The sequence below is a fragment of the Paenibacillus xylanexedens genome, from assembly GCF_007680605.1.
Lineage (GTDB): Bacteria > Bacillota > Bacilli > Paenibacillales > Paenibacillaceae > Paenibacillus > Paenibacillus xylanexedens_B.
The window spans coordinates 1,433,444-1,458,994 of sequence record NZ_VEIO01000001.1 but is presented as its reverse complement, the minus strand read 5'-3'; the positions used below and the strand labels follow the sequence as shown (position 1 = coordinate 1,458,994).

Genomic DNA, 25,551 nt, shown 5'->3' with positions numbered 1-25,551 from the left:
TCCCGAATCATGCTAAGGTTATTATTCTCAGCTCTTGACCAATCAATGCTCTTTCTACCCACCTTCATTTTTGTTTCCATGGCTTTTCTTCATTTCACTTGTAAAAGTCCTCTTATACTTACCCTGGAGGTCAGGTTGTCGAAACCTAAATTTTAAATTTGAAACATTAAACGCAAAAAAAGCCGCAAAATGCGACTTTTTAGCTATCTTATGGGTAAGCATTATTTTCAATCGATAAACTTTAATGGTTAAGATCGATCAGTTGCTATGCTTTAGAAACCGTATTATTTCGTTTATATCGCGGGTTCATGCTTTATTTTAACGTAATCTCAAAGACTGATCCTGCTTCACCAGCAAAGACAATGTAGCCTCTCTCGGGCAACACCATTGTCGTTTGACCACTGACTACGCTATGATTCAGACTGGCACCAGACGCATCATACACAACAAATGAACCATCGGCGGGTAGATCCACTTTCATTTCTTTGCCTCCAGCCGTAGTCGGAATTGAAAACCATTTGGCGTAACCGTTCGACTGAATCGTCGTTTTTGATTGCTGACCTGCATAGATGGGTTTCACGATATCCTGGCTGGCATATATATTGCCTCCTTGCGAGACATATTCCACACCGTCATGCTTGAAAAAAGTGAATTCCATCGTATCTCGACCCGCTACGCCCGGAATCTGCAATTGATTCACAGCCTGATTTCCATCTGTAATAGCATTCGTATAGATATAGCCTGGTAACTCACTGAGCAACTGAATAGGGATCAGCGGCATTGCTGTATTATATAGAGTCGAGGTATGTTTCTCGTTTACGAGTACATACGCTTTACCCACACGCGCTTGCCACGCAGCCTTAGCTTCGTAAGGCAATGGATTGGCTTGAAGCTTCTCAGCCTTATACTCCGAAGAAGCAAGCTGACCGAGCCCAGGTGCCGATTGATACGAACGTGTCCAAAGATACGTATTTCCGTTATCTTCTTTAACAAATTTCACTTTCTCCGTACCTGCCTCATTCACAAAAGAACCGTCAGCAATGTAGATGTATGTCTGTTTCGGGCTATTTGGAGCCGATAACATCGACATGGTGAGTTGTCCGTTCTCCTGCACATCCAGTTTCATCAACATGTTAGCGCCGCCGCCATAGATTCCCGAATGATTCATCTCTTCCTTCGGCATCTCTGCTTTCACAGGTATTCCATGTGACTTCTCCGCTTTACGCTCCGGAATCAGCTTCTTTTCTTCCAGGTTACTTAGCAACAGCTCTGTTGCAATCAATTGATTCGTTGAACTTGAACCTCCCGAAGATGTAACGGCTGCAGCCATATTATGCTCAGGCAATACAATCAGAGAGGCGTGATAGGCTATTGTATTGCCACCTTTAGTCCATGCCTTGATCCCATACTGATTGAAAGGAAATAAGTTTACGCTGTCCCAGCCAAGTCCATAGGCAATTGATGAATCACCGTCCTCTGGCCACATTCCCCTCTTGTACTCTTCCTGTCCGGTAGCTTTCGCTGATTCTTTGGAAAGAACACCATTCGTCTCGTTCGTGAATACTTGTGACAGCTTCACCAAATCCTCGGCTGTGGAATAGATGCCGCCTGAAGCAATCATATTGGTTGTCTCCAAAGGCTGACGTTCCTTCTTGGCGGAGTACGTCGTTGCCATGTGTTTCAAATCGAGCGGATCTTGTGGCGTCTTGGTATGATTCATGCCAAGAGGTGTTGTGATATGACGGTGCATGAATTCCGTAAAACTCAACCCGCTAACTCGTTCTACCAGAATCTCGGCTAATGAAAACCCGTCATTACTATATACCGAGTAAGCTCCAGGATCTGCCTTCAAATGTTGTGAGGCTAACTGTTCCAATAATGTATCATGTGCGTGTGTATCTGGATCTTCGAACAGAATCGCGCTGTTACTGGATGTGCCAAGCAATCCCGATGAATGATTTAACAGCATACGTACTGTAATCTGAGCATAACGCTTGTCCTTCATTTTAAATTCAGGAATATAGTCCACTACAGGATCGTCCAATTTCACTTTACCCTCATCAACCAACTTCATAACGGCGGTTGTGAGAAACATTTTACTTGCTGATCCTATGCCATACATGGTATCTGACGTGAGTGGTACACGATTCTCCGGGTCGTTAATTCCTGTCTGTCCAGAGAGAACGATCTCTCCTCCATCGATAAGTGCGTACTGTACACTCGTGACACCGTAGGTTTCGGTCAGTGTTTTCGTTTGCGCCGTGACTGCTTTTTGAGTCAATCCGTAGTCTAGTTTACCTGGAAGCTCAGCTGCATATACAGCTGTGGGAGTTAACATTGCAAATGCCAAGGTCATGGCAACGATGGACGTTCTTTTTTTTCGAGTCAAATTCATCTTCTCCTATTCTGCTCTGCTCTGTGGTCGTCGTGTTTGAGCTGTTACCTAACGCAGTATAAACGAAGAAAATGAACTGCTCGCGTCCTGAATATGAACTGGAAATGAACAAAAAAAAAATATATTCATCGTGATTCATCATTGCAGGTTGAACCATTGTCATGATAACATTTCCTGAAATGGAATGCCCAAATTTTCATTATGCGCAACTAGTATGCAATCCAAAAATTCAACAACAACGGAGTTGTTATGATGTTAAAAGTGAACCGAAATGATGAGCGTCCCATCTGGCAACAGCTGCTTGACCAGGCTATTCACAACATTACAACCGGGAACTGGCCTCCAGGTGAACTGTTGCTTCCGTCACGTGAGTTAGCCGGGCGAATTGGTGTTTCACGATCTACCATTCAGATCGTTTACGAAGAATTATTCAGCCGGGGTTATACCGTAACTTCACGTCGCGGTGGAACAAGAGTCAGTAGCTCGATCCAAGTGCTCCGTTCTTTAGAAGAGGAGCCACCGTCCGGGCCTGTAACGCCCGCACTGCCCGTAGTACACGAATCCATTGCCAAGCTGCAGGGCTGGTTTGGAGATCAAGATACAACGCAAATGGATATAGATTTTAATCCGCATGAGCCTTACATCGATGAAACGTTCACGCAATCCTGGAGAAAAGCATTTTTACAGGCATCTGCTGAACCCAACCTTGATATCTGGTCGTATGGCGATGCCAAAGGTTTCCTGCCGCTGCGAGAACAGATCCAGCGTTACCTGTCACTAGAACGAGGAATTCATATTGAAGTTGATCAGATTTTGTTAACTTCAGGTGCACAGCACAGCATTGATTTAATTGCACAGGCGCTTCTGACTGAAGGAGACAGAGTATCCGTGGAGGACCCCGGTTTTCCTGCTGCCTGGACCACCATGAAATACCGCGGTATGCAGATTGATGCCGTACCGGTAGATGAGCAAGGACTATGTGTAGATCGCATCCACCCGGAATCTAGGCTCGTATTTGTCACCCCTTCTCACCAATGCGCCACCGGTATCATCATGTCAGAACCGCGCAGACAGCAATTCATGCAATCGGCCAGCAAACGTGGAATGTGGATTATCGAGGACGATTACGATAGCGAATTCAGATATCGCGGAGACCCGATTCCCACCTTGTTCAGCCAACTGCCGCAGAATACGCTTTATATGATGAGTTTCTCCAAAATGATTGCGCCCGGTATACGTTTATCCGCAATTATAGGACCTCAAGCAGCGGTTGAGCGGCTTAGCCAGATTCATGAATTGACTTATCGCCATCTCCCCATAATGGAGCAGTTAACGCTGAATCATTTTATTGAGCGGGGGCAATTTATGCGCCACATGAGAAGAGTTCGTAACATTTATCGCCGCAGACACGAGGTCATGACCAAAGCGATCCATTCTTCAGGTCTTAGTTCACGTTTCAGATTAAGCGGAGTAGAAACGGGATTACATATCCTTCTTGAAGCAGATGCGTCATGTGATGAAGCAACAATAACCGCTGCCGCCCGCAGGCAGGGTGTCTGTGTTTATCCGCTAAGTAGATACTGTCTGGAAAGTGATCGTAAGGGATGGGTATTAGGTTTTGCAAAAGTGGATGAGGAACGAATTGAAGAAGGCATCTCCCGATTTGCCCGCGTCGTATTATAACAATTAAATATAGCCCGTCAGCATTGCAAAATCGATAAGAAGATTGCAGACGGGCTGTATCTATTTATGAGGTGAACGATGTTCCTGCTTCGTACAGAGGAAACCGGGATGTGATCTCGCGCACACAACCTGATATGTGCTGCTTTACTTTGGTGTTCGCTGGATTTTTAAAAGCAAGTGCGATCAGTTCGGCAATTTCTTTCATCTCCCCGGCACCAAGTCCTCTGGTTGTCATGGCAGGCGTTCCAAACCGAATACCGCTTGTAACTAACGGACTTGCTGTATCATAAGGAATCGAATTTTTGTTTGCTGTGATGCCAGCTTCATCCAGCATCATTTGAGCGTCTTTACCCGTAAGGCCAACGCTGCGCAGATCAACGAGAATGAGATGATTATCCGTCCCTCCAGAAACAAGAGTAAGCCCTTCATTGATCAGCGTTTCCGCCATTACTTTGGCATTATTCAGAACGTTGCTCATATAAACAGTGAAATCAGATTGCAATGCTTCCCCAAAAGCGACCGCTTTTCCCGCAATAATATGCATAAAAGGCCCACCCTGCGTTCCTGGAAATACAGCTTTATCGATGGCCTGTGCCCAGGATTCTTTACACAAAATAGCACCTCCACGCGGACCTCGCAGCGTCTTATGTGTCGTGGTTGATACAATATGTGCATGCGGTACGGGGTTAGGGTGTAATCCTGCTGCAACAATGCCCGCGATGTGTGCCATATCTACAAACAGTAAGGCTCCCACTTCGGAAGCAATTTGAGCAAAAAGCTCGAATTCAATACGCCTCGGATATGCACTTCCGCCTGCAACGATCATTCGCGGACGATGTTTGTGAGCCAGTTTTCGAACTTCGTCAAAGTCAATAAGACCTGTTTGTGGATCGACACCATAGGGAACAAAGTGATAAAATCTTCCTGAAAAATTAACAAGATTCCCATGCGTCAGATGGCCGCCATGAGCAAGATTCATTCCAAGAATCGTATCCCCCATCTGAACTGAGGCAAAATATACAGCCATATTCGCCTGTGAACCGGAATGCGGCTGCACATTCGCATGTTCAGCACCAAATAGTTGCCTCAGGCGGTGATTAGCAATATCCTCCACCGTATCAACATGCTCGCAGCCACCATAATATCTTCTGCCCGAATAGCCCTCAGCATATTTATTGGTTAATACGCTGGCCGTGGCCTCCATTACGGCTTGGCTCACAAAATTTTCTGAAGCAATCAGTTCTATCGTATCCCGTTGTCTTGCAAGCTCGTGACGGGTTGCTGCTACCAAAGTTTTATCTTGGCTCTCTATATGTTTTAACATTCTGATCATCCCTTCCAGGTTTCTTAACCATTTGTTCCAAGTGTTTTTTTGGCAAATTTATAATGAATTAGCAGATGCGCCATGACTCCAGCCACAAGTCCCCAAAATGCACCGCCGATGCCAAACAAAGTTACATTAGCCGCTGTTGCCAAAAATGTAATTAATGCCGTCTCCCGTCCATTCGGGTCCGCCAGCGCGTTAGCCAGGCTGCCGCCGATCGTTCCAAGTAAAGCCAGCCCTGCTAATGTGGCGATAAAAGCTGCGGGAAGAATTAAAAATAATGCGGCTAAGGTCACGCCAAAAATTCCGACAGTTATGTAGAAGACTCCGCAGGCAATGCCCGCAATATAACGCTTGGACTTATCTTCATGCGCATCTTTCCCTGTACATATGGCTGCGGTAATGGCTGCCACGTTGAATGCATGTGAGCCGAATGGTGCAGCGATAAGTGAGCCCAGACCGGTTACCGTTAATATAGGGTTGGCACTCGTTCGAAAACCGTCATTGCGGAGAACCAGCATCCCCGGCATGTACTGCCCTGTCAGTGTAATAATAAATAACGGCAGAGCCACACCCAGTAGCGCCTGAATGGAGAATTCGGGAGCTGTGAATACAGGTAAAGCCACCGCCAGCTGAATGGAGCTGAAATCGGTTTTTCCCATAATCACCAAATAGATCAGGCCGAGAATCAATATACCAACGATTGCATAGCGAGATGTAAACCGTTTTAACACGATATAGGCAGTGAACAACAGAATAACCAGTAAGGGTTCGACTTTGGCCCCTTCAAAGGCGGAGATACCAAACTGGAGCAAAATGCCTGCAAGTAAACCGGAAGCGATCCCTGGCGGGATTAATCGGACGAACCGTTCGAACAAACCAGACATGCCCAAAATGACAAAACCAACGGCTGATATCATATAAGCACCTACGGCTTCTGAATAAGGAGTTACAGCCAGCATGGAGACAAGAAAGGCTGCAGCTGGAGTAGACCACGCTGTAATGATAGGTTCTTTGTAGCGGTAACTAAGCCATATCCCCGTGATCCCGACGCCAATCGAAATGGACCATATCCAGGAAGCGGTCATTTCCGGGCTCAATCCCGCTGCTTTGGCCGCTTGAAACACAAGAATGAACGTCCCTCCGTAATTGACAATTACAGAAATTAAAGCAGCGGTCACTGGAGATATTAGATCACGCCCGCGAATCTTATTAGATGCTGTTTTCAATGTAAACCCCTGCCCCTCAACTAATCTTCTATCTTTGTATGTTCGTTCCAGTAATATTCATCGGGCAGATAACGGGGCCCAAATACATTGGTTCCTACACGAACGATGGTTGCTCCCTCTTCAATCGCCATACTGAAATCACCGGACATGCCCATCGATAATATTTCCATCTCGACACGTGGGATGTTTCTCTCTCTGATCTGTGTGCTGAGCTGTTTCAACAAGCGAAAACATTGGCGGGTCTCATCAGCTGATGCATGCAGCTTCCCTATCGTCATTAATCCTTTTACATGTAGCGTTTCAAATTGAGACAATTGTTCAACGAGCTCCACTGCATCCTCTGGAGAAGCGCCGAATTTACTTTCTTCATAGGACGTATTGATTTGTACTAAAATGTCCATTGTCCGCTGTTCTTTGACAAGCTGTTCATGCAAGACCTGCCCAAGCTTCAGACGATCCACCGAATGGATCATTGTCACATACTTGACTACCTGCTTTACTTTATTCGTCTGCAGATGTCCGATAAAATGCCATTCCACCGCTTTGGACTGCTCCATAAGAGGATATTTATCTCGCAGTTCCTGCACCTTGTTTTCTCCAAACAGATGTTCACCTGCCTGCACGGCGATCTGTAACTTTTCAAGCGGTACCGTTTTCGTGGCTAAAAGTAGCTGCACATCGGTAACATTTCGTCCAGAAGCCTGGCAAGCCAGTGCCATTTGTTTTCTAACCATTTTTAAATTGTCTTCAACCGGATGATTCAAGCAAGATCCCCCTTTCTACTCCCCATTTGAATGACAGTATAACAACCTATGGACTGAATACACATATCCAAAGATGCAATTTTCATGCAATCCAAAATCTAAATTCAACAATCTTTGCTTTGAGTATTTTTTTATTTCCAATAAAAAAGAGCCGCACAGTGGCGACTCATGGTATTAAAAATGATTGTTCAATCCAGTTCATAGGGGGTTGAGTTTAATCACCGACTTGCCACAAGATAAATTTCTAAAGAACTGCATTATCTTGCAGGCTTAAATAAAACTTTATAACAAATATCAAGACAAAAATCCCATTCCGGCTTTTTTGTCCAGAACGGGATTCTCTTACTCGCTAACTTTATTGATTCACATTATCTTTCGTTACCAGCTTCAATTCAGCCGGGATAGATTTCTCCACTTGTTTACCACTCAGCACATCGAGTGCGGCTTGCAATGCAAGCTGTCCGATCAACTCAGGTTGTTGAGCTACGGTAGCTGTTAGTTTACCATCCTGAATCGATTTAATGGCATCATCGTTACCGTCAAATCCGATCACCGGGATATCTTTACCCGAGCTTTGGATTGCTTCAATGGCACCAAGAGCCATTTCGTCATTATGGGCAAACACGGCTTGCACTCCTGGGTTACCTTGCAACAAGTTCTCCATGACATTTAACCCTTTAGAACGGTCAAAGTCAGCGGATTGTTTGGCAACTACGTCCAGCTTTTGGTCTGCAATCTCGTGGAAACCTTTGCCACGCTCACGGGTAGCTGATGCACCAGGTACACCTTCAAGTTCAATCACTTTAGCACCTTCACCAAGCTGCTTCACGATATATTCAGCAGCCATGCGTCCACCCTTCGCATTGTCCGAAGCTACAAGCGCTGCAACTTCACCTTTATCTGCAGAGCGGTCAAGCGTAATTACCGGAATGCCAACACTATTAGCGGATTGAACCGCTGTCGAGATTGCAGCGGAATCTGCCGGGTTAATAAGCAAAGCATCAACGCCCTGCTGAATCAAATCGTCCACATCATTGGTTTGCTTCGCAGAATCGTTCTGTGCATCTACGACCACAACCTGAATACCTTGTTTCTGTGCTTCGGCTACGACACCATCTTTCAGTGAAACGAAGAATGGGTTGTTCAATGTCGAGATCGACAAACCGATTTTCTTCTGTTCTTTACCTCCGGCTGACTTTGGTTTCGCCCAGCCTGGCGGCTCCAGCGAACATCCGGCTAGAACAACGATCAGTATCATGCTAACAAGCGTTAGTGTCCATTTTTTCATGTTGTTTTCTCTCCCTTAAGCGGTTTTCTTGCGGTCCAGCAGGACAGCGATAGCAATAACGACACCCTTCACGACCATCTGGTAGAAGGAGTTCACACCGAGCAGGTTCAGACCGTTATTCAATACACCAATGATCAGCACACCAATCAATGTACCTACAATGCGTCCGCGGCCGCCAGAGAGGCTTGTTCCGCCCAGCACAACTGCAGCGATGGCATCCAGCTCATAGGATGTACCTGCAGTAGGCTGAGCGGAGTTCAGACGCGATGTTAGAATTGCACCAGCCAGCGCAGCAAGCATACCTGCAAGGGAGTAGATCATAATTTTGACACGGGATACTTTGATACCTGAGATAATGGAAGCTTTTTCATTACCGCCGATGGCGTACGTTTTGCGGCCGAAGGCCGTTTTATGCAAAATAGTCCACAGAATCACAAACGTAATCAGCATCGTAATTGCTGGTACTGGAATACCAAGCAAGTATCCGCGCCCGAACAATTGGAACAGAAGACTGTCGCCCAAACCTGTAATCGGATTACCGTTGGTATATACCAGCGTCAACCCTCTGAAAATCGTCATCGTTGCAAGCGTTGCTATAAATGGAGCCATGTTACCCTTGGTAATCATCAGTCCATTGACCATACCCATGACTCCGCCAAGCGCAACCCCGATAATGATCGACAGAATCGGATCAAGACCGGATAACATCATATTGGCTACGAACGCACTCGATAGTGCAAGTATAGAACCAACCGACAAGTCAATCCCGCCAGTAAGAATAACAAACGTCATGCCAAATGCAATCAAGGCATTAATGGAAACCTGGCGTAGCAAGTTCAGAATATTAAGCGGTTCCAAAAAGCTTGGATTGAGCACGGAAACGATAACAATTAGAATGATTAATCCAAGAAGTGGGCCGAGTTTTTGTGTTACGCTAGACAAGCGGAAACCGCTTTTGGCTGTTTTAGTGTCCTGCATTGTTGTCATGTTACTGTCCCCCTGTAGCTAGTGTCATAATTTGTTCCTGTGTCGCTTGTTCCTTGGGCAGCACGCCGGTGATGCGACCTTCATGCACAACAGCAATACGATCACTCATTCCGAGTACTTCGGGTAGTTCGGACGAAACCATGATGATCGCTACTCCGCGATCCGTTAGTTCGTTCATGAGTTGATAGATCTCACGCTTCGCTCCAACGTCTACCCCACGTGTAGGCTCGTCCAGAATAAGTACACTTGGACCAATACCCACCCATTTGGCAATGACAACCTTCTGCTGGTTCCCACCGGACAAATTCCGCGCTGCGGTTTCCGAGGATTGCGTTTTGATCTGCAATCTTTTGATAAGTGTGTCTACAAACTCCTGTTCTTTCGCATTCGAGATGAAGCCTTTGCTGGAAAAGCTGAACAGATTCGTCAGTGCCATATTTTCACGGATGGAAAAGTCGAGCACCAGCCCTTCATCCTTCCGGTCTTCTGTTATAAAACCGATGCCGTGCTTCACTGCATCCGCTGGTTTGCTGATGTTTACTTTTTTGCCGCGTATCTTAATCTCTCCGCTATCCAATCGATCCAGACCAAAGATGGCTCTCATGATCTCTGTACGCCCCGATCCCATCAGACCGGAGAAACCGAGTACTTCACCGGCTTTCACGTCAAAGCTGATATTTTCAAATAATCCCTTCCGATTCGCTTCCCTCACCTCAAGCACGAATTCACCATATTTTGGATGCCGGGACGGATAGCGCTCAGTCAGTTCACGACCTACCATCTTGCGCACAACTTCATCAAAGTTTGTCTCGGGAATGGCTTTGGTATCCACGGTTCGCCCGTCACGCATAATGGTAATGCGATCACAGATTGCGAAAATCTCCTCCATTCGGTGTGAGATGTATACTATGGATACGCCATTTTTTTGCAAGGAACGAATGACCTCGAACAACTTCTGAATCTCACGTTCGGTCAAAGCCGCTGTAGGCTCGTCCATGATAATCACTTTTGCATTGGTCATAAGCGCTTTGGCAATCTCAATCATCTGCTGCTGTCCGACAGAGCACTCTCCTGCAGGGCGCTCAAGCGGAATGTCCACCGATAATTTAGCGAATTGTTCACTGGCAAGCGCTTTCATTTGTTTTGTGTTAAGCAACCCCATGGAGGACGATATCTCTTTACCGATAAACAGGTTATCCAGTACCGTCATCTCTGGCCAGACATTCAATTCTTGGTGAATAAATGTAAGCCCAAGCTGCTCTGCTTCTTTCGGACTACCGAAGTACGTCTCTTTTCCATCAATCTCGATGGTTCCTTGATCCCGTTGGTGCAGACCGATCAAAATGTTCATCAGCGTTGATTTCCCGGCGCCATTCTCCCCCATCAGGGCATGAACCTCGCCTTCTTTTAATTCGAAATCCACACCGCTTAACACTTGATTTGTGCCAAACGCTTTATGGATATTATGCATCTGAATGTGCATGGTGTTGCCTCCTTTTAACCGAAATGAACTCCCGATTGTAAAATACAATTGGCATACGGTGTAGCCTCGCCTGTCCGAATAACCGCTTTCACTTGCCGGGTCAATGCTTTAAACTGCTCATGGTTCTGGCTATCATCGATGGTCTGCGAATCAAATTTCTTATTCAGGTACGCAAATGTCTGCGGATTCCCTTCATGGATTTCACTGGCGATGATCACTTTCTCAATAACCATGTCGTCCGCAATGGCATCCAGTACTTCACGAAAGCTTGGTGTACCGAGTTTAAGTGCCAGATCAATCTTGATCACACCATCCGGAACGGGCAAGCCCGCATCCGCAATGGCAATTTGATCGGTGTGACCCAGATCAGACAAGATTTTAGAGATGTGACTGTTCAAGATGCCGTTTTTTTTCATATAAAGTTCCCCTTTATTTCATTTGCAGACTTCTCTTTAGTACGTTATAGGCTCTCCTCTACTTCGTCCCTGGTTGGCATACCGCCCTGTGCTCCAAACTTGGTTACGGATAACGATGCCGCCCGATTGGCAAAACGCACACTGTCCTGAATCGATTTACCTTCAGCCAGAGCGACAGCAAATGCTGCATTAAATGTATCGCCAGCTCCGGTTGTGTCTACAGCTTCAACTTTATAGGTTGGCACAAGGACTTCTTCATTCCCGTCAAAATATCGAACACCCTTGCTACCTTCCGTAATGAATAATTTGTTTGGATGTTGACGTAGAGCTTCCGCAGGCTTCATGCCTTTGAACAAAATTCCAGCCTCATGCTCATTCGGTGTAATATACGATGCATTGTCGATGACCTCTTGCGGAACCGCACGGGCAGGAGCCGGATTGAGCAGCAAAGGTGTCTTGTATTGGGCACATAATTGGCTGACATGAATGACTGTTTCTTCTGGAATCTCTTGCTGGATCAGCACAATATCCGCGTTACGAATCGCTTCAGCAGCTTCATCCACATAAGCAGGTGTCACTTCGCGATTGGCCGCTTCGACTACTACAATGCTATTATCTCCCTCTGCCAAGATGATATGAGCTGTACCACTTTCGGAATGTGTAACCGGTTTCACATTGCTTGTATTTACACGATTCGCTTTAAAGTTTTCTAAAATATCTTTACCGAATGTATCATCTCCTACACGGCCGATCATGACAACCTCGGCTCCCAAACGAGCTGCCGCAACAGCTTGATTGGCGCCTTTCCCGCCGGGTACTGTCTTGAAGCTTTCACCAAGCACGGTTTCTCCCGCGCCCGGTCTTCTGGAAGATGTGACAACCAAGTCCATTGAACTGCTTCCAATCACACAAATGTTAGCCATCGTTTCTCACCTTTCTCGTTGTGCCCCGTTCAATGAAGGACACGGGCAACTGTATGTTTTTATTCTCCATGTTATTTTGCTCTACTAACTGAATAAGTAATCCTGCTGCTTCTCTGCCCATCTCATATGCTGGCTGACGAATCGTAGACAATGCGGGCGACAACAATCCACTCATCGGAATATCGTCAAACCCGATAACCTGCACGTCCTGCGGAACATTCTTCCCGATGCGATCGGCTTCATGCAATACAGCCATTGCAGCGATGTCATTACTGGCAATAACACCGTCCGTGTCTGGAAATTTTCTAAACAGTTCCTCAGCCCATACCCCTGCTTCATTAAATGAAAATGAGGTGGTTTGAATGACCTCATGATCCAGCCCCGCTTCCCGGATGACTTCAATCGCTCCTTCAAACCGATCTTGAGCCGGCCGAATATGGGACGGTCCTTGCATAACGGTAATTCTCTTGCTGCCCCGTTTGATGATCTCCTTGGCAGCCAGCCTTCCGCCTTCTCTGCCATCGGCATAGACCGAAGGTCGATCCAGCGAAGTTCTGTCCAGAAAGACGACGGGAATCTTCAGCTTTTCATATATCGAAGAGTGAGGGTAATTGGTGGATGAGATCACACCCACTACGTTATTCTGGATAAACGTCTGGATGTAATCCTGCTCCTTCCGTTCATCCTCATCACTATTTCCAAATATTAATCGGTAATCCTGCTCCTGCATCCGATCCTCCACACCCCGCGCAAGCTGAGGGAAATAAGGATTCGCAATGTCCGGAAGCAGTAGACCAATCAGTTTCGACTTGCGTGTGTATAATGAACGTGCCACTTCATTCGGTGAAAAGTGAAGTGCCTTGACAGCTTCTTCAACTTTCTTGCGAGTATCTGCGTGCACATAGCCCCTGTCATTAATCACTCTGGATACCGTGGCTACGGATACACCGGCCAGATTTGCTACGTCTTTAATTGTTGTCATGGAATGTTCTCCTTATGTGTAACCGGTTACAGACATAAAATATCACATTATTTTTCATTTGGCAAGCGTTCGCTTTCTGGAAATAAAATCCACATCCGCTTTTCTCGCGATCATCTCTGTAATTTTTCTCATCCACCCCATAACCAGATTCCCTGCTCCAAGCCATTTTTCTTCCAACACAAAACCAGGTTTTTATGATATGGTCTATAAGGCATGATTGTTTATTCTTACATACAGATGTGCACAACAAGCGAGGAGAAGATTAAGCGTGATCGAAAGAGATTCAACACTCATTAGTCCACAGGCAACAGAACATACGGAAAGTGAAAGTAACGCACGAGAAAACAAAAATCAAGGCGAACAGGAACATCGGAGCAAATGGAGCGATCCATTCATTGTCATGCTCGTTGCAGGCCTATGCTGCTTATTATGGGGAAGTGCCTATCCTTCCATCAAACTCGGCTATGTTGCTTTTCACATTTTGCCCGAAGACATCGCTTCAAAATACGTATTTGCCGGGTATCGATTCAGTTTGGCAGGTATATTGCTGCTGCTCCTTTATCGCGTTGGTTTCAGACGCAAGTTGAAACTTAGCGGGCGTGAATGGGCAAGCTTGAGCATGCTCGGCGTATTGCAAACGGGACTGCAATATATGTTTTTTTATGTAGGCGTAGCCAACACCACCGGTGTCAAAGGCTCGATCATGAATGCAACAACCACGTTTTTCAGTGTTGTATTGGCCCATTTTATCTATAAAAACGATAAGCTGAGCCGTAACAAAATCATGGGTTGTGTGATCGGGTTTATTGGTGTCATTATCGTCAACTTTCATGCAGACTTGCTTACCTTTTCATTCTCTTTCACAGGAGAAGGATTTATCATTATGGCAGCTCTCGTTTTCTCGATAACAGCCATTTATGCGAAGCGTTTAACTGCAGCAATTGATGTTATGATGATCACCGGCGCTAGTCTTCTAGTTGGCGGATTGGTGCTGACTTTGCTCGGTCTGTCACTCGGAGGTCAAGTCACTCATTTTACATGGGAATCCACACTGAATCTGGTGTATCTGGCTCTGCTGTCATCCGTAGCCTTTTGCCTGTGGAATCTGCTTCTGAAGTACAACAAAGTAGGCAAAGTATCGGTTTATAATTTCTTGATTCCTATCTTTGGAGCTTTGTTATCCGCACTATTCCTGGGAGAAACGATCTGGGAACTGAAAAACCTTGTTGCGTTACTATTGGTATCTGTGGGAATTTATCTGGTCAACCGGGTAAATTCACTTCGAATGACAAAAAGCCGCTAATCAGCGGCTTTTTTCACCTTGTAAACAATACTAGATTAGTAAATTACAGTGTAATCAATCAAGTCTTCTTCTTCTTCATAATTGAACATAATACCATGTTTACCCCATTTATATATCATCTCGTATCCGCCAACGGCTTCATTGTAATATTCCGAAGACGGTTTTCCAAGCCACAACTTTATATCATCAGGGGAAAGATACTGCTTCTCATTGTAAAGCTCAATGACGGAAACACGAGATTTGCTCTTTAATTCATGCAGGTAGGAATCAAATCCGATACCAAAGTTGGCATATTTGTAAACAGCACCCCACTCTCCATTCGATTTGGATTTAGGCTTGCCCAGTTTCTTTTGCACTGTTTTCAACGTCAGGCCTGTTTTAATATCTGTGCGCCCCGGTAACTGTCCTTTGGAGGCAGCATCCTTGAGACTCTTCAAGTAAGCCCGATTCCCAACGCCCGAATTAGGCCAAGCTGCAATCTTTTGATTTCGAGTATCATCGAGACGCATCTGTAATTGGCTTGCATTCATTTTATAGGTATTGAATTCGTAGATACCCTGTACATTATTATAATACCTGAATTGTATCCGACCATCTGACAAAGTCCGAATTCCCTGATCCCTCATAGCAACAGTAGAGTCCCCACCGGTTTTGCCATCGTTAAGCACATAACTCATGCGCTTCAACTCACCGGATTGAACGACAAACGTTTTAATCATATTCACATTCGATGAGCCCCACTCCGTGATCATTAACAGATCCGGGATACCAGACTCCTTACTGTTCACAACAAAATTCCAATTTTGACGTAAAATAATGGTATCCAGTTCCAAATTAACATGCTGCACCGTGCCGAATGCTTCTCCCGATTTGAGAAGTGCTGCACGATATGATCCTGTGTAAGTTACATCTCCTGCATTATTATCTCCCCAGCTATCAAGTTCGGTTAAAGTACTCGCTTCCTCATCTTCAGCAAAAAGATAAACCGTATATGCAGTCTGCTGTGCATCTCTTAATGTAAACGAAAGTCTACTTTGTTGCTTGAGTTGGTCGGCAGCAATTTGCTCTCCACTTGCTGCGGCCGTGCTTAAACTCAAGAACAAAGAACTTAGTACAGAGGCAACCAAAGTTAAAATCATCAGAATTGCCCATTTCGTATGATGTTTCGTATAAGTCATGATGTAAGCTCCTTTATGTATTTAATATATTTCTACAAACTTGAGTATTTCTTTTACGTTTAGATCCCTTATATTGGTATTTCTAATTTGATCTGAGTTAATTATTCTCTCTCTCGCGCTCTCCTTTCCGTGTTATTTGATCTGAAGGAAACATCCCCCTCTAGTTCCAATTGCCTAAACTATAATAACATACTTTCTTCCGCGAAAAAATGTAAATAACACGGAATACGTAGCCCACTCCTTACACTAGAAAACAAACAAGAAACCCTGCTGTTCTTCCTCAGCAGGGTTTGAAATAAATAATAGTACTTAAAACTTCCAAATATACAGCCGGTTTATAGGCAAGAGTACACTACATTACGCAAGCGGCGCTGCACATAATGCTCCTGACTGTTCAATAGGTGCTGCGCATACATCACCGTCAGTCCAGAATCCGGATCGATAATGGCCATACAGCCTGCCGCACCGGCCCATCCAAATTCGCCAACCGGACTCAGTGATCCACTGCCTGCTTTGGAGATATGTGTACGAACGCCGAGACCATAGCCGTAACCATACATATGATCCCATGAAAAGTCTGGTCGTGTCATGTCATTCAGATGATCGGCTCTCATGAGTTCGACGGAAGCCCGGGACAGAATTCGCACGCCTTCAGGACTTGTGCCAAATCCGGTCAGTGCATTCAGGAACTTGGCGTAATCGTTCACGGTGGATAACAATCCGGCACCGCCACTATCCAGTTCCGTACCTACACGGAAACCGTTACCATCCATTCGTACCGCTTTATCTTGCTCCTCATCAAAAAGGTATTGAGGAATCAAACGAGACTGTTGCTGTTCGTTCAGATCAAAGGTCGTATCATGCATGCCGAGCGGTTTAATGATCTCATCTTGCAAATAAGTGCCAAATCGTTTGCCACTTACAACCTCGACCAGCGCACCAAGCACATCATGACACATGCTATAATTCCAGTGTGTTCCTGGCTCAAACATCAGCGGTTCCTTCGCCACAGCTCTCGCAAACTCCCGTGTAGGCAGTGTACCGTGGGTACGTTCCACCGCTTCCTTGATACTTGGCGAATGGATATCATATGAAAAACCAGCAGTCATCGTAAATAGATCACGTACTGTTATTGGTCTTTTCGCTTTCTCGTAATAGACCTGGCCATTTGGAAGTGCCTTTTTCACCTGCATTTCTGCAAATTCGGGTAAATACTGAGAAATCGGATCAAGTAAAAGGATATCTCCTTTCTCAACCAACTGCAACGCAGCCACACAAGTCATAATCTTGGTCATGGAGTAAAGATTAAAGATTGCGTTGTCGCGAATTGGCGTCTTCTCCTCCAGATTTTCAAATCCATTGCGATACTGGAAAACGGTTTCGTTTTGATGCATAATCAGCACTTCTGCCCATGGCACTCTCCATGAGGTTAAGCGATCAATTAATGAAGCAACAGGTGTAAAGTCCATATTTCCCCATCCTTATATGTAGAATTGTTTGGTCTGTGCCCTTCAAGAGCACTTAGCGAAATATACTTCTCTTCCGTTTAACATATACTACTATACGACCTTTTGAACCTGTTGACCAGTTTGATTAAATGTTAATTTCGTTAGGCCAGATTTTGCAATTCAAATGGCAAAAAGCCAATCCATAACTGGACCGGCTAATAAACTTCATATCATATTTGCACGCTAATTTGGATAAGATCGTCTATTCTCAACCGATTTCATCCGATTCTGGTCATCCGTTACGTGATCCTGACTAAATTCCTGCCCTGCCTCCATCTCACCGTGACCGGATACGTTGCGGGAGAAATTGGTGAATTGTCTTTTGTGCTCGTCCTGTTCGTGCTTCTGTTTCAAAAGTTCCTGTGGGTCCTGCTTGGTCATCACACTGACCTCCTTTTTGTAATGTCATGTATTTCTTCACACTACTCAAGTTTTCCATTCAGAAGCCCTGCTTATGCAGGCAATCTAAGTCAATGCCCGGGAAAGGAGCTAACGCCGAAAATGAAACGTCTTCTCTTGTCTTATCCTTTGAGTGTGAACACGCCGGTATACAAAGATAATCCTCCAGTCGTGATACAGCAACAATCCAGTATCGCTCAAGGTGATCCTTACAACCAGTTTATTGTCTCAAGCCTTAATCATAATGGAACACATATTGATGCGCCATGGCACTTTAACCCTCAAGGAAAAAAGATCAGTGAGATTGCGATTGATGAATTTATTTTTACGCATCCGTTGGTGATTGATATTCCCAAAAGTGAAGATGAGTTGATCACCAAAGCTGATCTACAGCCTTTTGAACATCAGATCGCTGGTGCAGATCTGTTGCTTATTCGCACTGGTTTTGGCAAAATTCGCTCATCTGATCCTGCAAGATATGCTAACCATAACCCGGGTTTATCCGCCTCGGCAGCACAGTACCTGATGATTTTCAACTCTCTGCGTGCCATTGGTATCGATATGATATCCGCTGGTGCAGCGAATAATACAGACGAAGCCGTTGCTTTTCACCAGATTATTTTGGGTTCGGGTCGATGGCAAGTACATTCTCGTCATTGAAGATCTGAATCTGAATCAGGATCTCTCACACATAGCCAAGGTTTACGCGATACCACTGTACATTGAAGGTGTTGATAGCAGTTTTGCCACTGTTTTCACCGAAGATTAAAGCTGGTTGGATGTATTTATGTAAAAAAGTTACTACTTAGGTGCGCCAAGGGAAAGCCAAGAGTGAGGATGGTAAAGTCTATGAATGGCATTCAAGAACCGCAGTACCCTCGCAGTCGGGAAATTTCTGATTTCGTCAAAGGCTTTGAAACCGCGTTTGTCTTTCAAGCCTGCTTCATATAGATAGCCGTTCCATCGGCCCACCCTGACGGCAGCGGAAGCTTTGTGGCAATCGGCTGTGAGGTTAGCAAATGAACTTCTGAAATACGGTACTGCTTGGCCAGCCTAAGTAGTACCGTATGGCGCTTTTCCAAAACAAACTCGCATTGCTGCCCATCGTCGGACCAGACCGCATCACCGAAGATCGCCTTATACTTGCTTACCCATTCTTCAAGATCTGGGACATCGATAACCAGTTTATGTATTCCAAGCGCACCATTCCGATGTGTTAGCTCTTGTTCGCTACATGGGACCGCCGGGGTGTATGCGCTCATAAAAAATGGTAGGCGGAAATCTGCAGGTGTAGCTATCCACCATGTTTGCTTGCGCCCGTCTTGCAATGTCTTGCTCATATTTATTTTTTTGCCGATGGTTGCCCCGGCTTGTTTCATCTCCGCCAAGGTTGTCTCAACCAACTCGTGGGGCACAGAATCCAGCGCATAATCCGTTACTCCCTCTGTACTTCTGATGTAATGGATATATCGGCTAATCATAGACGGATGAAGGGGGCGTATCAGTTGAAGCACAGCCAAAATAAGCTTGTCCGGGGCTTTAATCGGCTTCGGATTGAACAACTCCAGAAAGGAGCCGTCGCGGAAATAAATAAGCGCATTATGTGCTGTCGAGGGGTCAGTGCGGTACGTAACGGTAAAGCCCCATTTCTCGTAATTCTTAACCGTATGTTTCAGTTGCTTGGCTTTTAACAAGATATGTCCGATAGCAAATTTGTTCATGCATACGCGCCTCTTTTCTATTATTAATCTTTACCGCGTGTCGGTCTTCTCTAAAATAGTGCGCCAGCCTGCACATAAGAATGGGACAAGTAAACTTATGTATTCATTGGCTTCCGCTCGGGTCATTTTGGATGTAACGATTTCGAGCAGCTGTTTATAATTTTGTTTGACCAGTAAGGCGATTACCCTTACCGGCGGGTTAATCTTCAGCAAGCCGAGTTGAAGCATTTTGTCGATATAAGCTTGCGTGGAAGTGATATCCAGCTCAATCAAGGAGTCAATAAATCCCTCCATTGAGGAACCTGCCGAATGATTTAATAGTAAATCGAATACGTCAAAATTATCATAAATGTAGTCTACGAATTGATGTGCTACTGTCTCTGAAGTCGTTAAATCTGTTATAAATTCTTTCGTGGTCAACAGTTCCAACTGGCGGCCTGCTATTTCCTCCAGCTTGCTCTGAATATGGTTGGCAGCCGGGCCTACGACTGCTTCAAATAAGATATCTTTGTTTGAAAAATAGCGGTAAATTGCCCCCGTGGTCATTCCTGCCCGCTGCGCAATGAAGCGCAAATTGGCAGCTGCGTAGCCCTTCTCCAGAAATTCGGCTTTGGCGCATGCGAGCAACCTCTGTTCTGTCAATTCAGCTTTGCTGGTGCTCATCCTGAACAGCTCCTTTCACAAAAAAATAACAACGTTATTTTATCACAAATAACATGCTCTTGCTATTCAAATAACGTAATTAGCCACCTTTCACCTGTTCGTCAGCTTGATTGACTTATATGTAGTACCAAAAAATAAGAAAAAGCGCTGACAAGAGGGTTTCTCTTATCAACGCTTGTTCTTAGTGAATGTCTTTCTTCTTGAAATTGCCGCCCTTCACTTCGGCTACATCGTAGACAACAACAAAGGCTGTAGGGTCAATCTCGTTAATAATTTCTTTGATTTTACTCTCTTCCATCCGGTTGATGACACAGGTGATTTCCTTGAACTGCTCATTGGAGTAACCACCATACGCCTCGGTATACGTTGCTCCACGTCCGAGTCGATCACGAATCGTTTCCACCATGACTTCCGGTTGTGTCGTAATAATTTTGAATGTCTTCGAACCGCTCAAACCTTCTTCGACGATATGTATGACTTTAGAGGCAATGAAATAAGCGAGCCCTGACAAAATAGCGCCTTGCAAACCAAATACGGTCGAAACAACGATAAATACAAACATGTTCAGGAACAAAATCAGGTCACTCGTTCCGAACGGAAGCTTACGAGATAACAATACGGCAAGCATATCAATCCCATCCAGCGCTCCGCCGTTACGCAGTGCTAGACCCATACCAAAACCGATGATGATACCACCCACAACCGTAACCAACAGTGTATCACCTTTAATAATCGTAGGCACATGATGCATCAGACTGGCACTGATCGCAAGAGATGCAATACCAATGACGGAGTATAGTGCAAAACTTTTACCAATCTGCTTGTAACCGAGCCATACAAACGGAATGTTCAACAATCCAATTAATAATCCGAGTGGCAAGCCGAACAAATTCGAGCCGACGATACTGAGACCGGTTACGCCACCATCGGATACCTGGTTTGGAATCAATATGGCCTCCAGACCATAGGCCGTGATGAATCCCCCGATAATGATGAGTAGCACTTTGGAAAGGATTTTGAGCTGGTTCGACTTGTGTGGTTTGTGTTGATGCATTCCATTTCCCCCTTCATACTTAATAAACGATAAACACGATAAATTTTAACAAACATAAAAAATAGTCTATAACAAAAATCACACATTTGGCAATAGAAGGACAATGCAACGACAGTTCTTTCTGCCGATCACAACCAATCTCTGTTACATTATTTCCCGATGAAGGATCGATATGCCGTAATTTTAAGTTCAAGCATTTCATTCGCCGCATGAAGGGTATTCATCTGATCTTCAACGGCTTTTTTATGGTTCTCTAACAGCTTCAAGCGTTCGGGTGCCGTATGCTCACCTTCTTGAAATAAAGAAGCATACTGTTTGATAATCGCAATCGGCATTTGCGTTTCTTTTAGTTTGATGACAAACTGCAACCATTTAAGATGGGACTCATTGTAACGCCTGTCCCCGCTGGAGTCACGCAAAGGGATTATAATTTGTTCCTTCTCATAATAACGCAACGTATGTGCACTGATGCCCAGCATCTCGGCCACTTCTCCGATCGTATGCATGCTTGTTTTCACCTCCTCCTTCAGATGGCTTGACTTAGAGTAAACTCTAATCAGTATAATCAATTCGTAGTCATCCCACAATATAAATTGAATAGGGCGTGTCTGAAAACGCTGAAGAAAGCAGATTTTGCCGAATTTTCGTTCCAAGCAAGGAAGTTTCCCGCAGGCGTGCCGGGGCACGTCAAGGGGAAGTGACGTAGCATGGGGCCAAAAGGGGGTGAAAGATGCACTTCAGTAGGTTTCAAGACACGCCCTAGATCTCAGGAGGATTTCACATGAAATATACCGTTATTACCGGCGCCAGCTCAGGTATCGGATATGAAGCCGCTTTAGCTTTTGCAACCAGAGGCAAACATCTCATTTTAGCAGCCCGGAGAACAGAAGCTTTGGATACGTTGAAAAATAAAATTGCCGAAATCAACCCGGAACTCGATGTTGTTGTTCGTACAGCGGATTTGTCCATTGCTGCAGATGTACATGCTTTCTATGACAGCTTGAAAGGTTACTCCATTGAAACATGGATTAACAACGCAGGCTTTGGCAACTTTGCTTCAGTCGGTGAACAGCATCTACCCAAAATTGAGCAAATGCTTCATCTGAATATTGAAGCACTGACGATTCTCTCGACTCTGTATGTTCGGGATTATGCCAATACTCCGGGCACGCAGATCATCAACATCTCTTCAGGAGGCGGCTACACCATCGTTCCGGATGCGGTAACCTATTGCGCTACCAAGTTCTATGTCAGTGCCTTCACCGAAGGCTTAGCACAAGAACTTCAGAGCAAAGGCGCTCCAATGCAAGCCAAAGTGCTGGCACCTGCGGCCACAGAAACCGAGTTCGCCGAGCGTGCCTTTGACCTGGATCACTTCCAGTATGAAGGCCGTGTGCCCAAGTTCCATACAGCCGAGCAAATGGCAGGATTTTTACTCGATCTGTATGACAGCAAACATGTGGTAGGTATTGTGAATGGGCTCACGTATGAATTCGAACTGAAAGACCCGATCTTCCCCTACGCTACAAGAGCTGCGAGCAAACCTGTCGATTCAAACAAATAAAAGGAGTAGCCAAAAAAGGCTGTCCCCTGGTCACACGAACTCTGTGACCTTGGACAGCCTTTTGACTTGTACTGCACTATTATTGCTCTCTATTGTAATATCTCTCTATTGCTCGGATATATAATAAAGTATTAAGCCAAGCGCATTTTGAAATCCTGATATCCAAATTCACGTACAACTTCGCAATCGCCATCTTTGCGTTTCACAGCTATTGCTGGCAAAGGCATGCCGTTGAACGTATTCGTTTTGACCATGGAGTAAATCGCCATGTCTTCAAATACAAGACGGTCGCCTTCTTTCAAAGGCTCATCGAATGAATAGTCGCCAATCACGTCACCAGACAGACATGTTTGCCCACCTAGACGATACAGGTGCGCTTTCTCGCCCGCTTCTCCTGATCCGATCAATGGCGGACGATACGGCATCTCTAGCACATCTGGCATATGACAAGTTGCGGAAGTGTCCAAAATGGCAATATCCATGCCGTTTTTGTGGAAGTCCAGTACGGAAGTCACCAGATAACCTGCATTAAGGGCAACCGCTTCTCCCGGCTCTAGATACACTTCCAAACCATAATCATTTTGCATCCGTTTAATGCAAGCTTCGAGTCTTGGAATGTCGTAATCTTCACGGGTAATATGGTGTCCTCCGCCGAAGTTAATCCATTCCATCTGCGGCAACCATTGTCCGAACTTCTCAACAAATGCATTCAGCGTTGTTTCCAAGTCGTCCGAGTTTTGCTGGCACAGTGTGTGGAAGTGCAGTCCAGATACCCCTTCAAGCAATTCAGCACGGAAATCTTCCTGCTTCGCGCCGAAGCGTGAACCTGGAGCACACGGATCATAGATCTCGTGTCCTTCCTGAGTGGAGCATTCCGGGTTTACACGCAAACCAACCTTACAGCCCGCTTGCAGTGCTTTATCCTTGAATTTTGCCAGTTGTGAAAAGGAATTAAAAATGATGTGATCACAGATCGAAACAATCTCGTCCATCTCTTCCTCACGAAAAGCTGGAGCAAAGACATGGTTCTCTTTGCCCATCTCTTCGTGACCAAGACGCGCTTCATACAAACCGCTCGCAGTCGCACCGCTCAGGTATTCTCCAATAAGCGGATACATCGCCGTCATAGAGAACGCCTTCTGCGCGAGTACGATCTTCGCTCCTGTACGTTGCATTACACCGTTCAAGATTTTCAAGTTTTTCTCAATAAGGGCTTCGTCAACAACAAAACAGGGTGTCGGTAATTGCTCGAACCGCATGTTAGCGAACAAGCTCCGATTCTTTAGCTTTGGACTCTTCTGGCAGCTCATCCACGAGAACCGGATTGAAGTCTTCTACCCAAGGAAGTCCCCATTTGTTCAGTTCTTCCATGAACGGATCCGGGTTGAACTCTTCTACATTGTATACGCCTGGTTTGTTCCATTTGCCTGTCATCACCATAGCTGCACCGATCATTGCCGGAACACCAGTTGTGTAAGAAATCGCTTGGGAACCTACCTCTTTATAGCACTCTTGGTGGTCACAGATGTTGTATACATAATATGTTTTGTCTTGACCGTCTTTTTTACCTTTGAAGATACAACCGATGTTTGTTTTACCTACTGTACGAGGTCCGAGTGATGCAGGGTCAGGCAGTACAGCTTTCAGGAACTGCAAAGGAATGATTTGTTTTCCTTCGAACTCGATCGGCTCGATGGAAGTCATGCCTACGTTTTCCAGAGCTTTCAGGTGAGTCAGATAGCTTTGACCAAATGTCATGAAGAAACGGATACGTTTCAAGCCAGGAATGTTTTTCGCCAGGGACTCCAGCTCTTCATGGTACAACAGGTACATATCCTTTTCGCCAACTTCTTTGAAGTCGTACACACGTTTGATTTCCATCGGTTTGGTTTCGATCCATTCACCATTTTCCCAGTATCTGCCGTTTGCAGAAACTTCACGGATGTTGATCTCAGGGTTGAAGTTGGTAGCAAATGGGTAACCATGGTCGCCGCCATTGCAGTCGAGGATATCGATATATTCGATTTCGTCAAAATAGTGCTTCAATGCGTATGCGGAGAATACGCCCGTTACGCCCGGGTCAAAACCGCTACCCAGCAGTGCAGTGATACCTGCTTTTTCGAAACGCTCTTTGTAGTCCCATTGCCAGCTATATTCAAATTTCGCCGTATCTTCCGGCTCATAGTTTGCTGTATCCATGTAGTTTGTTTTCGTTGCCAGGCAAGCATCCATGATCGTCAGATCCTGGTATGGCAACGCCAAGTTCATAACGATATCCGGTTGGAACTCGTTGATCAATGCAATCAGCTCTTCTACATTGTCCGCGTCCACTTGAGCTGTTGTAATTTTTGTTTTGCCGCCATCCAATTTTGCTTTCAGATCATCACATTTGGATTTGGTACGGCTTGCGATACAGATTTCTTCAAAAACCTCGCTGTTTTGAACGCATTTGTGTACTGCTACAGAAGCCACGCCGCCGGCGCCGATGATTAGTGCTTTTCCCATTTTCTCATTCTCCTATCCCCATAATTAGGATTTTTTAGTTTTTGTTTTTTTCGTAAAATTCTAAGACGTTCGCAGTTGTATTGTTTCATTATGCAACGTCCACCCGCTCCTGATACAATAAAAAAAGCAAGGTGAAAAATGTCGCATTTGCGCACACCATCACACTTGCTTGTCGATATACA

23 protein-coding genes are annotated in these 25,551 nt (G+C 45.2%); 4 read left to right on the top strand and 19 right to left on the bottom strand.

What is annotated here, in order from left to right; translation table 11 throughout:
* Nucleotides 1-313 precede the first annotated feature (313 nt).
* A complete protein-coding gene (locus tag FS818_RS06525; RefSeq protein ID WP_145330682.1) occupies nucleotides 314-2,395 on the bottom strand; it encodes a serine hydrolase domain-containing protein in 2,082 nt (693 codons plus the stop codon).
* A gap of 252 nt (nucleotides 2,396-2,647) precedes the next feature.
* Between FS818_RS06525 and pdxR the strand changes: the two genes are divergently transcribed.
* Entirely contained in the window at nucleotides 2,648-4,078 is a 1,431-nt protein-coding gene (gene pdxR, locus FS818_RS06520) for a MocR-like pyridoxine biosynthesis transcription factor PdxR (protein ID WP_145330680.1), read from the top strand.
* A 64-nt stretch (nucleotides 4,079-4,142) separates the two neighbouring features.
* Here pdxR and FS818_RS06515 read toward each other — a convergent pair whose 3' ends face one another.
* The 9 genes from FS818_RS06515 to FS818_RS06475 all read right to left on the bottom strand — a co-directional run bounded on the left by FS818_RS06515 (nucleotide 4,143) and on the right by FS818_RS06475 (nucleotide 13,474).
* Nucleotides 4,143-5,411 (bottom strand): serine hydroxymethyltransferase, encoded by a 1,269-nt coding sequence (locus FS818_RS06515; RefSeq protein ID WP_397351717.1) that lies wholly within the window; start codon nucleotides 5,409-5,411, stop codon nucleotides 4,143-4,145.
* 14 nt (nucleotides 5,412-5,425) lie between these two features.
* A complete protein-coding gene (locus tag FS818_RS06510; protein WP_145330676.1) occupies nucleotides 5,426-6,631 on the bottom strand; it encodes a benzoate/H(+) symporter BenE family transporter in 1,206 nt (401 codons plus the stop codon).
* 20 nt (nucleotides 6,632-6,651) lie between these two features.
* On the bottom strand, nucleotides 6,652-7,395 hold the full coding sequence (locus tag FS818_RS06505) for a YggS family pyridoxal phosphate-dependent enzyme (protein ID WP_145330674.1): 744 nt from the start codon (nucleotides 7,393-7,395) through the stop codon (nucleotides 6,652-6,654).
* A 355-nt stretch (nucleotides 7,396-7,750) separates the two neighbouring features.
* On the bottom strand, nucleotides 7,751-8,683 hold the full coding sequence (rbsB, locus tag FS818_RS06500; RefSeq protein ID WP_145330672.1) for a ribose ABC transporter substrate-binding protein RbsB: 933 nt from the start codon (nucleotides 8,681-8,683) through the stop codon (nucleotides 7,751-7,753).
* Nucleotides 8,684-8,698: 15 nt separating this feature from the next.
* Complete coding sequence (locus FS818_RS06495) at nucleotides 8,699-9,670, bottom strand: ABC transporter permease subunit (RefSeq protein WP_090915883.1); 972 nt, start codon at nucleotides 9,668-9,670, stop codon at nucleotides 8,699-8,701.
* Between the two features lies 1 nt (nucleotide 9,671).
* Nucleotides 9,672-11,153, bottom strand: coding sequence for a sugar ABC transporter ATP-binding protein (locus tag FS818_RS06490; protein ID WP_145330670.1), 1,482 nt, complete (start codon nucleotides 11,151-11,153; stop codon nucleotides 9,672-9,674).
* A gap of 14 nt (nucleotides 11,154-11,167) precedes the next feature.
* Complete coding sequence (gene rbsD, locus FS818_RS06485) at nucleotides 11,168-11,569, bottom strand: D-ribose pyranase (protein WP_145330668.1); 402 nt, start codon at nucleotides 11,567-11,569, stop codon at nucleotides 11,168-11,170.
* Nucleotides 11,570-11,613: 44 nt separating this feature from the next.
* Nucleotides 11,614-12,492, bottom strand: coding sequence for a ribokinase (rbsK, locus tag FS818_RS06480; protein ID WP_145330666.1), 879 nt, complete (start codon nucleotides 12,490-12,492; stop codon nucleotides 11,614-11,616).
* Entirely contained in the window at nucleotides 12,485-13,474 is a 990-nt protein-coding gene (locus FS818_RS06475; protein WP_145330664.1) for a LacI family DNA-binding transcriptional regulator, read from the bottom strand. Before FS818_RS06475 ends, rbsK begins: the two co-directional genes overlap by 8 nt.
* Nucleotides 13,475-13,742: 268 nt before the next feature.
* Here FS818_RS06475 and FS818_RS06470 point away from each other — a divergent pair, with 268 nt between their 5' ends.
* A complete protein-coding gene (locus FS818_RS06470; RefSeq protein WP_260989797.1) occupies nucleotides 13,743-14,777 on the top strand; it encodes a DMT family transporter in 1,035 nt (344 codons plus the stop codon).
* 35 nt (nucleotides 14,778-14,812) lie between these two features.
* Here the strand turns inward: FS818_RS06470 and FS818_RS06465 are convergent, their stop codons facing one another.
* The 3 genes from FS818_RS06465 to FS818_RS06455 all read right to left on the bottom strand — a co-directional run bounded on the left by FS818_RS06465 (nucleotide 14,813) and on the right by FS818_RS06455 (nucleotide 17,844).
* Nucleotides 14,813-15,955 (bottom strand): DUF4309 domain-containing protein, encoded by a 1,143-nt coding sequence (locus FS818_RS06465; RefSeq protein WP_145330662.1) that lies wholly within the window; start codon nucleotides 15,953-15,955, stop codon nucleotides 14,813-14,815.
* Nucleotides 15,956-16,290: 335 nt separating this feature from the next.
* Nucleotides 16,291-17,424, bottom strand: coding sequence for a serine hydrolase domain-containing protein (locus tag FS818_RS06460; RefSeq protein ID WP_145330660.1), 1,134 nt, complete (start codon nucleotides 17,422-17,424; stop codon nucleotides 16,291-16,293).
* A 222-nt stretch (nucleotides 17,425-17,646) separates the two neighbouring features.
* Nucleotides 17,647-17,844, bottom strand: coding sequence for a hypothetical protein (locus FS818_RS06455; protein WP_145330658.1), 198 nt, complete (start codon nucleotides 17,842-17,844; stop codon nucleotides 17,647-17,649).
* 120 nt (nucleotides 17,845-17,964) lie between these two features.
* Between FS818_RS06455 and FS818_RS06450 the strand changes: the two genes are divergently transcribed.
* Nucleotides 17,965-18,522 carry a cyclase family protein gene (locus FS818_RS06450; protein WP_222128807.1) on the top strand — a complete coding sequence of 186 codons (558 nt, stop codon included), beginning with the start codon at nucleotides 17,965-17,967 and terminating at the stop codon, nucleotides 18,520-18,522.
* Nucleotides 18,523-18,794: 272 nt separating this feature from the next.
* Here FS818_RS06450 and FS818_RS06445 read toward each other — a convergent pair whose 3' ends face one another.
* The 4 genes from FS818_RS06445 to FS818_RS06430 form a co-directional block, all read right to left on the bottom strand.
* Entirely contained in the window at nucleotides 18,795-19,583 is a 789-nt protein-coding gene (locus tag FS818_RS06445) for a VOC family protein (protein ID WP_145330656.1), read from the bottom strand.
* A 30-nt stretch (nucleotides 19,584-19,613) separates the two neighbouring features.
* A complete protein-coding gene (locus FS818_RS06440) occupies nucleotides 19,614-20,246 on the bottom strand; it encodes a TetR/AcrR family transcriptional regulator (protein WP_145330654.1) in 633 nt (210 codons plus the stop codon).
* 181 nt (nucleotides 20,247-20,427) lie between these two features.
* On the bottom strand, nucleotides 20,428-21,300 hold the full coding sequence (locus FS818_RS06435) for a YitT family protein (protein ID WP_145330652.1): 873 nt from the start codon (nucleotides 21,298-21,300) through the stop codon (nucleotides 20,428-20,430).
* 149 nt (nucleotides 21,301-21,449) lie between these two features.
* Complete coding sequence (locus FS818_RS06430) at nucleotides 21,450-21,806, bottom strand: MerR family transcriptional regulator (RefSeq protein ID WP_090915862.1); 357 nt, start codon at nucleotides 21,804-21,806, stop codon at nucleotides 21,450-21,452.
* A gap of 275 nt (nucleotides 21,807-22,081) precedes the next feature.
* On the opposite strand from FS818_RS06430, the gene FS818_RS06425 reads away from it, so the two are divergent.
* Nucleotides 22,082-22,864, top strand: a complete 783-nt coding sequence (locus FS818_RS06425) for an SDR family NAD(P)-dependent oxidoreductase (protein ID WP_145330651.1) — start codon at nucleotides 22,082-22,084, stop codon at nucleotides 22,862-22,864.
* Nucleotides 22,865-22,995: 131 nt separating this feature from the next.
* Here the strand turns inward: FS818_RS06425 and nspC are convergent, their stop codons facing one another.
* Both nspC and FS818_RS06415 read right to left on the bottom strand, forming a co-directional pair.
* Nucleotides 22,996-24,123: a carboxynorspermidine decarboxylase gene (gene nspC, locus FS818_RS06420; RefSeq protein WP_145330649.1), complete on the bottom strand. Its 1,128-nt coding sequence runs from the start codon at nucleotides 24,121-24,123 to the stop codon at nucleotides 22,996-22,998.
* Nucleotide 24,124: 1 nt separating this feature from the next.
* Nucleotides 24,125-25,369 carry a saccharopine dehydrogenase family protein gene (locus tag FS818_RS06415; protein ID WP_090915856.1) on the bottom strand — a complete coding sequence of 415 codons (1,245 nt, stop codon included), beginning with the start codon at nucleotides 25,367-25,369 and terminating at the stop codon, nucleotides 24,125-24,127.
* Between the last annotated feature and the right edge of the window lie 182 nt (nucleotides 25,370-25,551).

Excerpts from the sequence above, each read along its gene's own strand:
- FS818_RS06525 (WP_145330682.1), bottom strand. The coding sequence starts at position 2,395 with ATGAATTTGACTCGAAAAAAAAGAACGTCCATCGTTGCCATGACCTTG.
- pdxR (WP_145330680.1), top strand. The coding sequence starts at position 2,648 with ATGTTAAAAGTGAACCGAAATGATGAGCGTCCCATCTGGCAACAGCTG.
- FS818_RS06515 (WP_397351717.1), bottom strand. The coding sequence starts at position 5,411 with ATGATCAGAATGTTAAAACATATAGAGAGCCAAGATAAAACTTTGGTA.
- rbsB (WP_145330672.1), bottom strand. The coding sequence starts at position 8,683 with ATGAAAAAATGGACACTAACGCTTGTTAGCATGATACTGATCGTTGTT.
- FS818_RS06495 (WP_090915883.1), bottom strand. The coding sequence starts at position 9,670 with ATGACAACAATGCAGGACACTAAAACAGCCAAAAGCGGTTTCCGCTTG.
- FS818_RS06490 (WP_145330670.1), bottom strand. The coding sequence starts at position 11,153 with ATGCACATTCAGATGCATAATATCCATAAAGCGTTTGGCACAAATCAA.
- rbsD (WP_145330668.1), bottom strand. The coding sequence starts at position 11,569 with ATGAAAAAAAACGGCATCTTGAACAGTCACATCTCTAAAATCTTGTCT.
- rbsK (WP_145330666.1), bottom strand. The coding sequence starts at position 12,492 with ATGGCTAACATTTGTGTGATTGGAAGCAGTTCAATGGACTTGGTTGTC.
- FS818_RS06475 (WP_145330664.1), bottom strand. The coding sequence starts at position 13,474 with ATGACAACAATTAAAGACGTAGCAAATCTGGCCGGTGTATCCGTAGCC.
- FS818_RS06465 (WP_145330662.1), bottom strand. The coding sequence starts at position 15,955 with ATGACTTATACGAAACATCATACGAAATGGGCAATTCTGATGATTTTA.
- FS818_RS06460 (WP_145330660.1), bottom strand. The coding sequence starts at position 17,424 with ATGGACTTTACACCTGTTGCTTCATTAATTGATCGCTTAACCTCATGG.
- FS818_RS06455 (WP_145330658.1), bottom strand. The coding sequence starts at position 17,844 with ATGACCAAGCAGGACCCACAGGAACTTTTGAAACAGAAGCACGAACAG.
- FS818_RS06450 (WP_222128807.1), top strand. The coding sequence starts at position 17,965 with ATGAAACGTCTTCTCTTGTCTTATCCTTTGAGTGTGAACACGCCGGTA.
- FS818_RS06445 (WP_145330656.1), bottom strand. The coding sequence starts at position 19,583 with ATGAACAAATTTGCTATCGGACATATCTTGTTAAAAGCCAAGCAACTG.
- FS818_RS06440 (WP_145330654.1), bottom strand. The coding sequence starts at position 20,246 with ATGAGCACCAGCAAAGCTGAATTGACAGAACAGAGGTTGCTCGCATGC.
- FS818_RS06435 (WP_145330652.1), bottom strand. The coding sequence starts at position 21,300 with ATGCATCAACACAAACCACACAAGTCGAACCAGCTCAAAATCCTTTCC.
- FS818_RS06430 (WP_090915862.1), bottom strand. The coding sequence starts at position 21,806 with ATGCATACGATCGGAGAAGTGGCCGAGATGCTGGGCATCAGTGCACAT.
- FS818_RS06425 (WP_145330651.1), top strand. The coding sequence starts at position 22,082 with ATGAAATATACCGTTATTACCGGCGCCAGCTCAGGTATCGGATATGAA.
- nspC (WP_145330649.1), bottom strand. The coding sequence starts at position 24,123 with ATGCGGTTCGAGCAATTACCGACACCCTGTTTTGTTGTTGACGAAGCC.
- FS818_RS06415 (WP_090915856.1), bottom strand. The coding sequence starts at position 25,369 with ATGGGAAAAGCACTAATCATCGGCGCCGGCGGCGTGGCTTCTGTAGCA.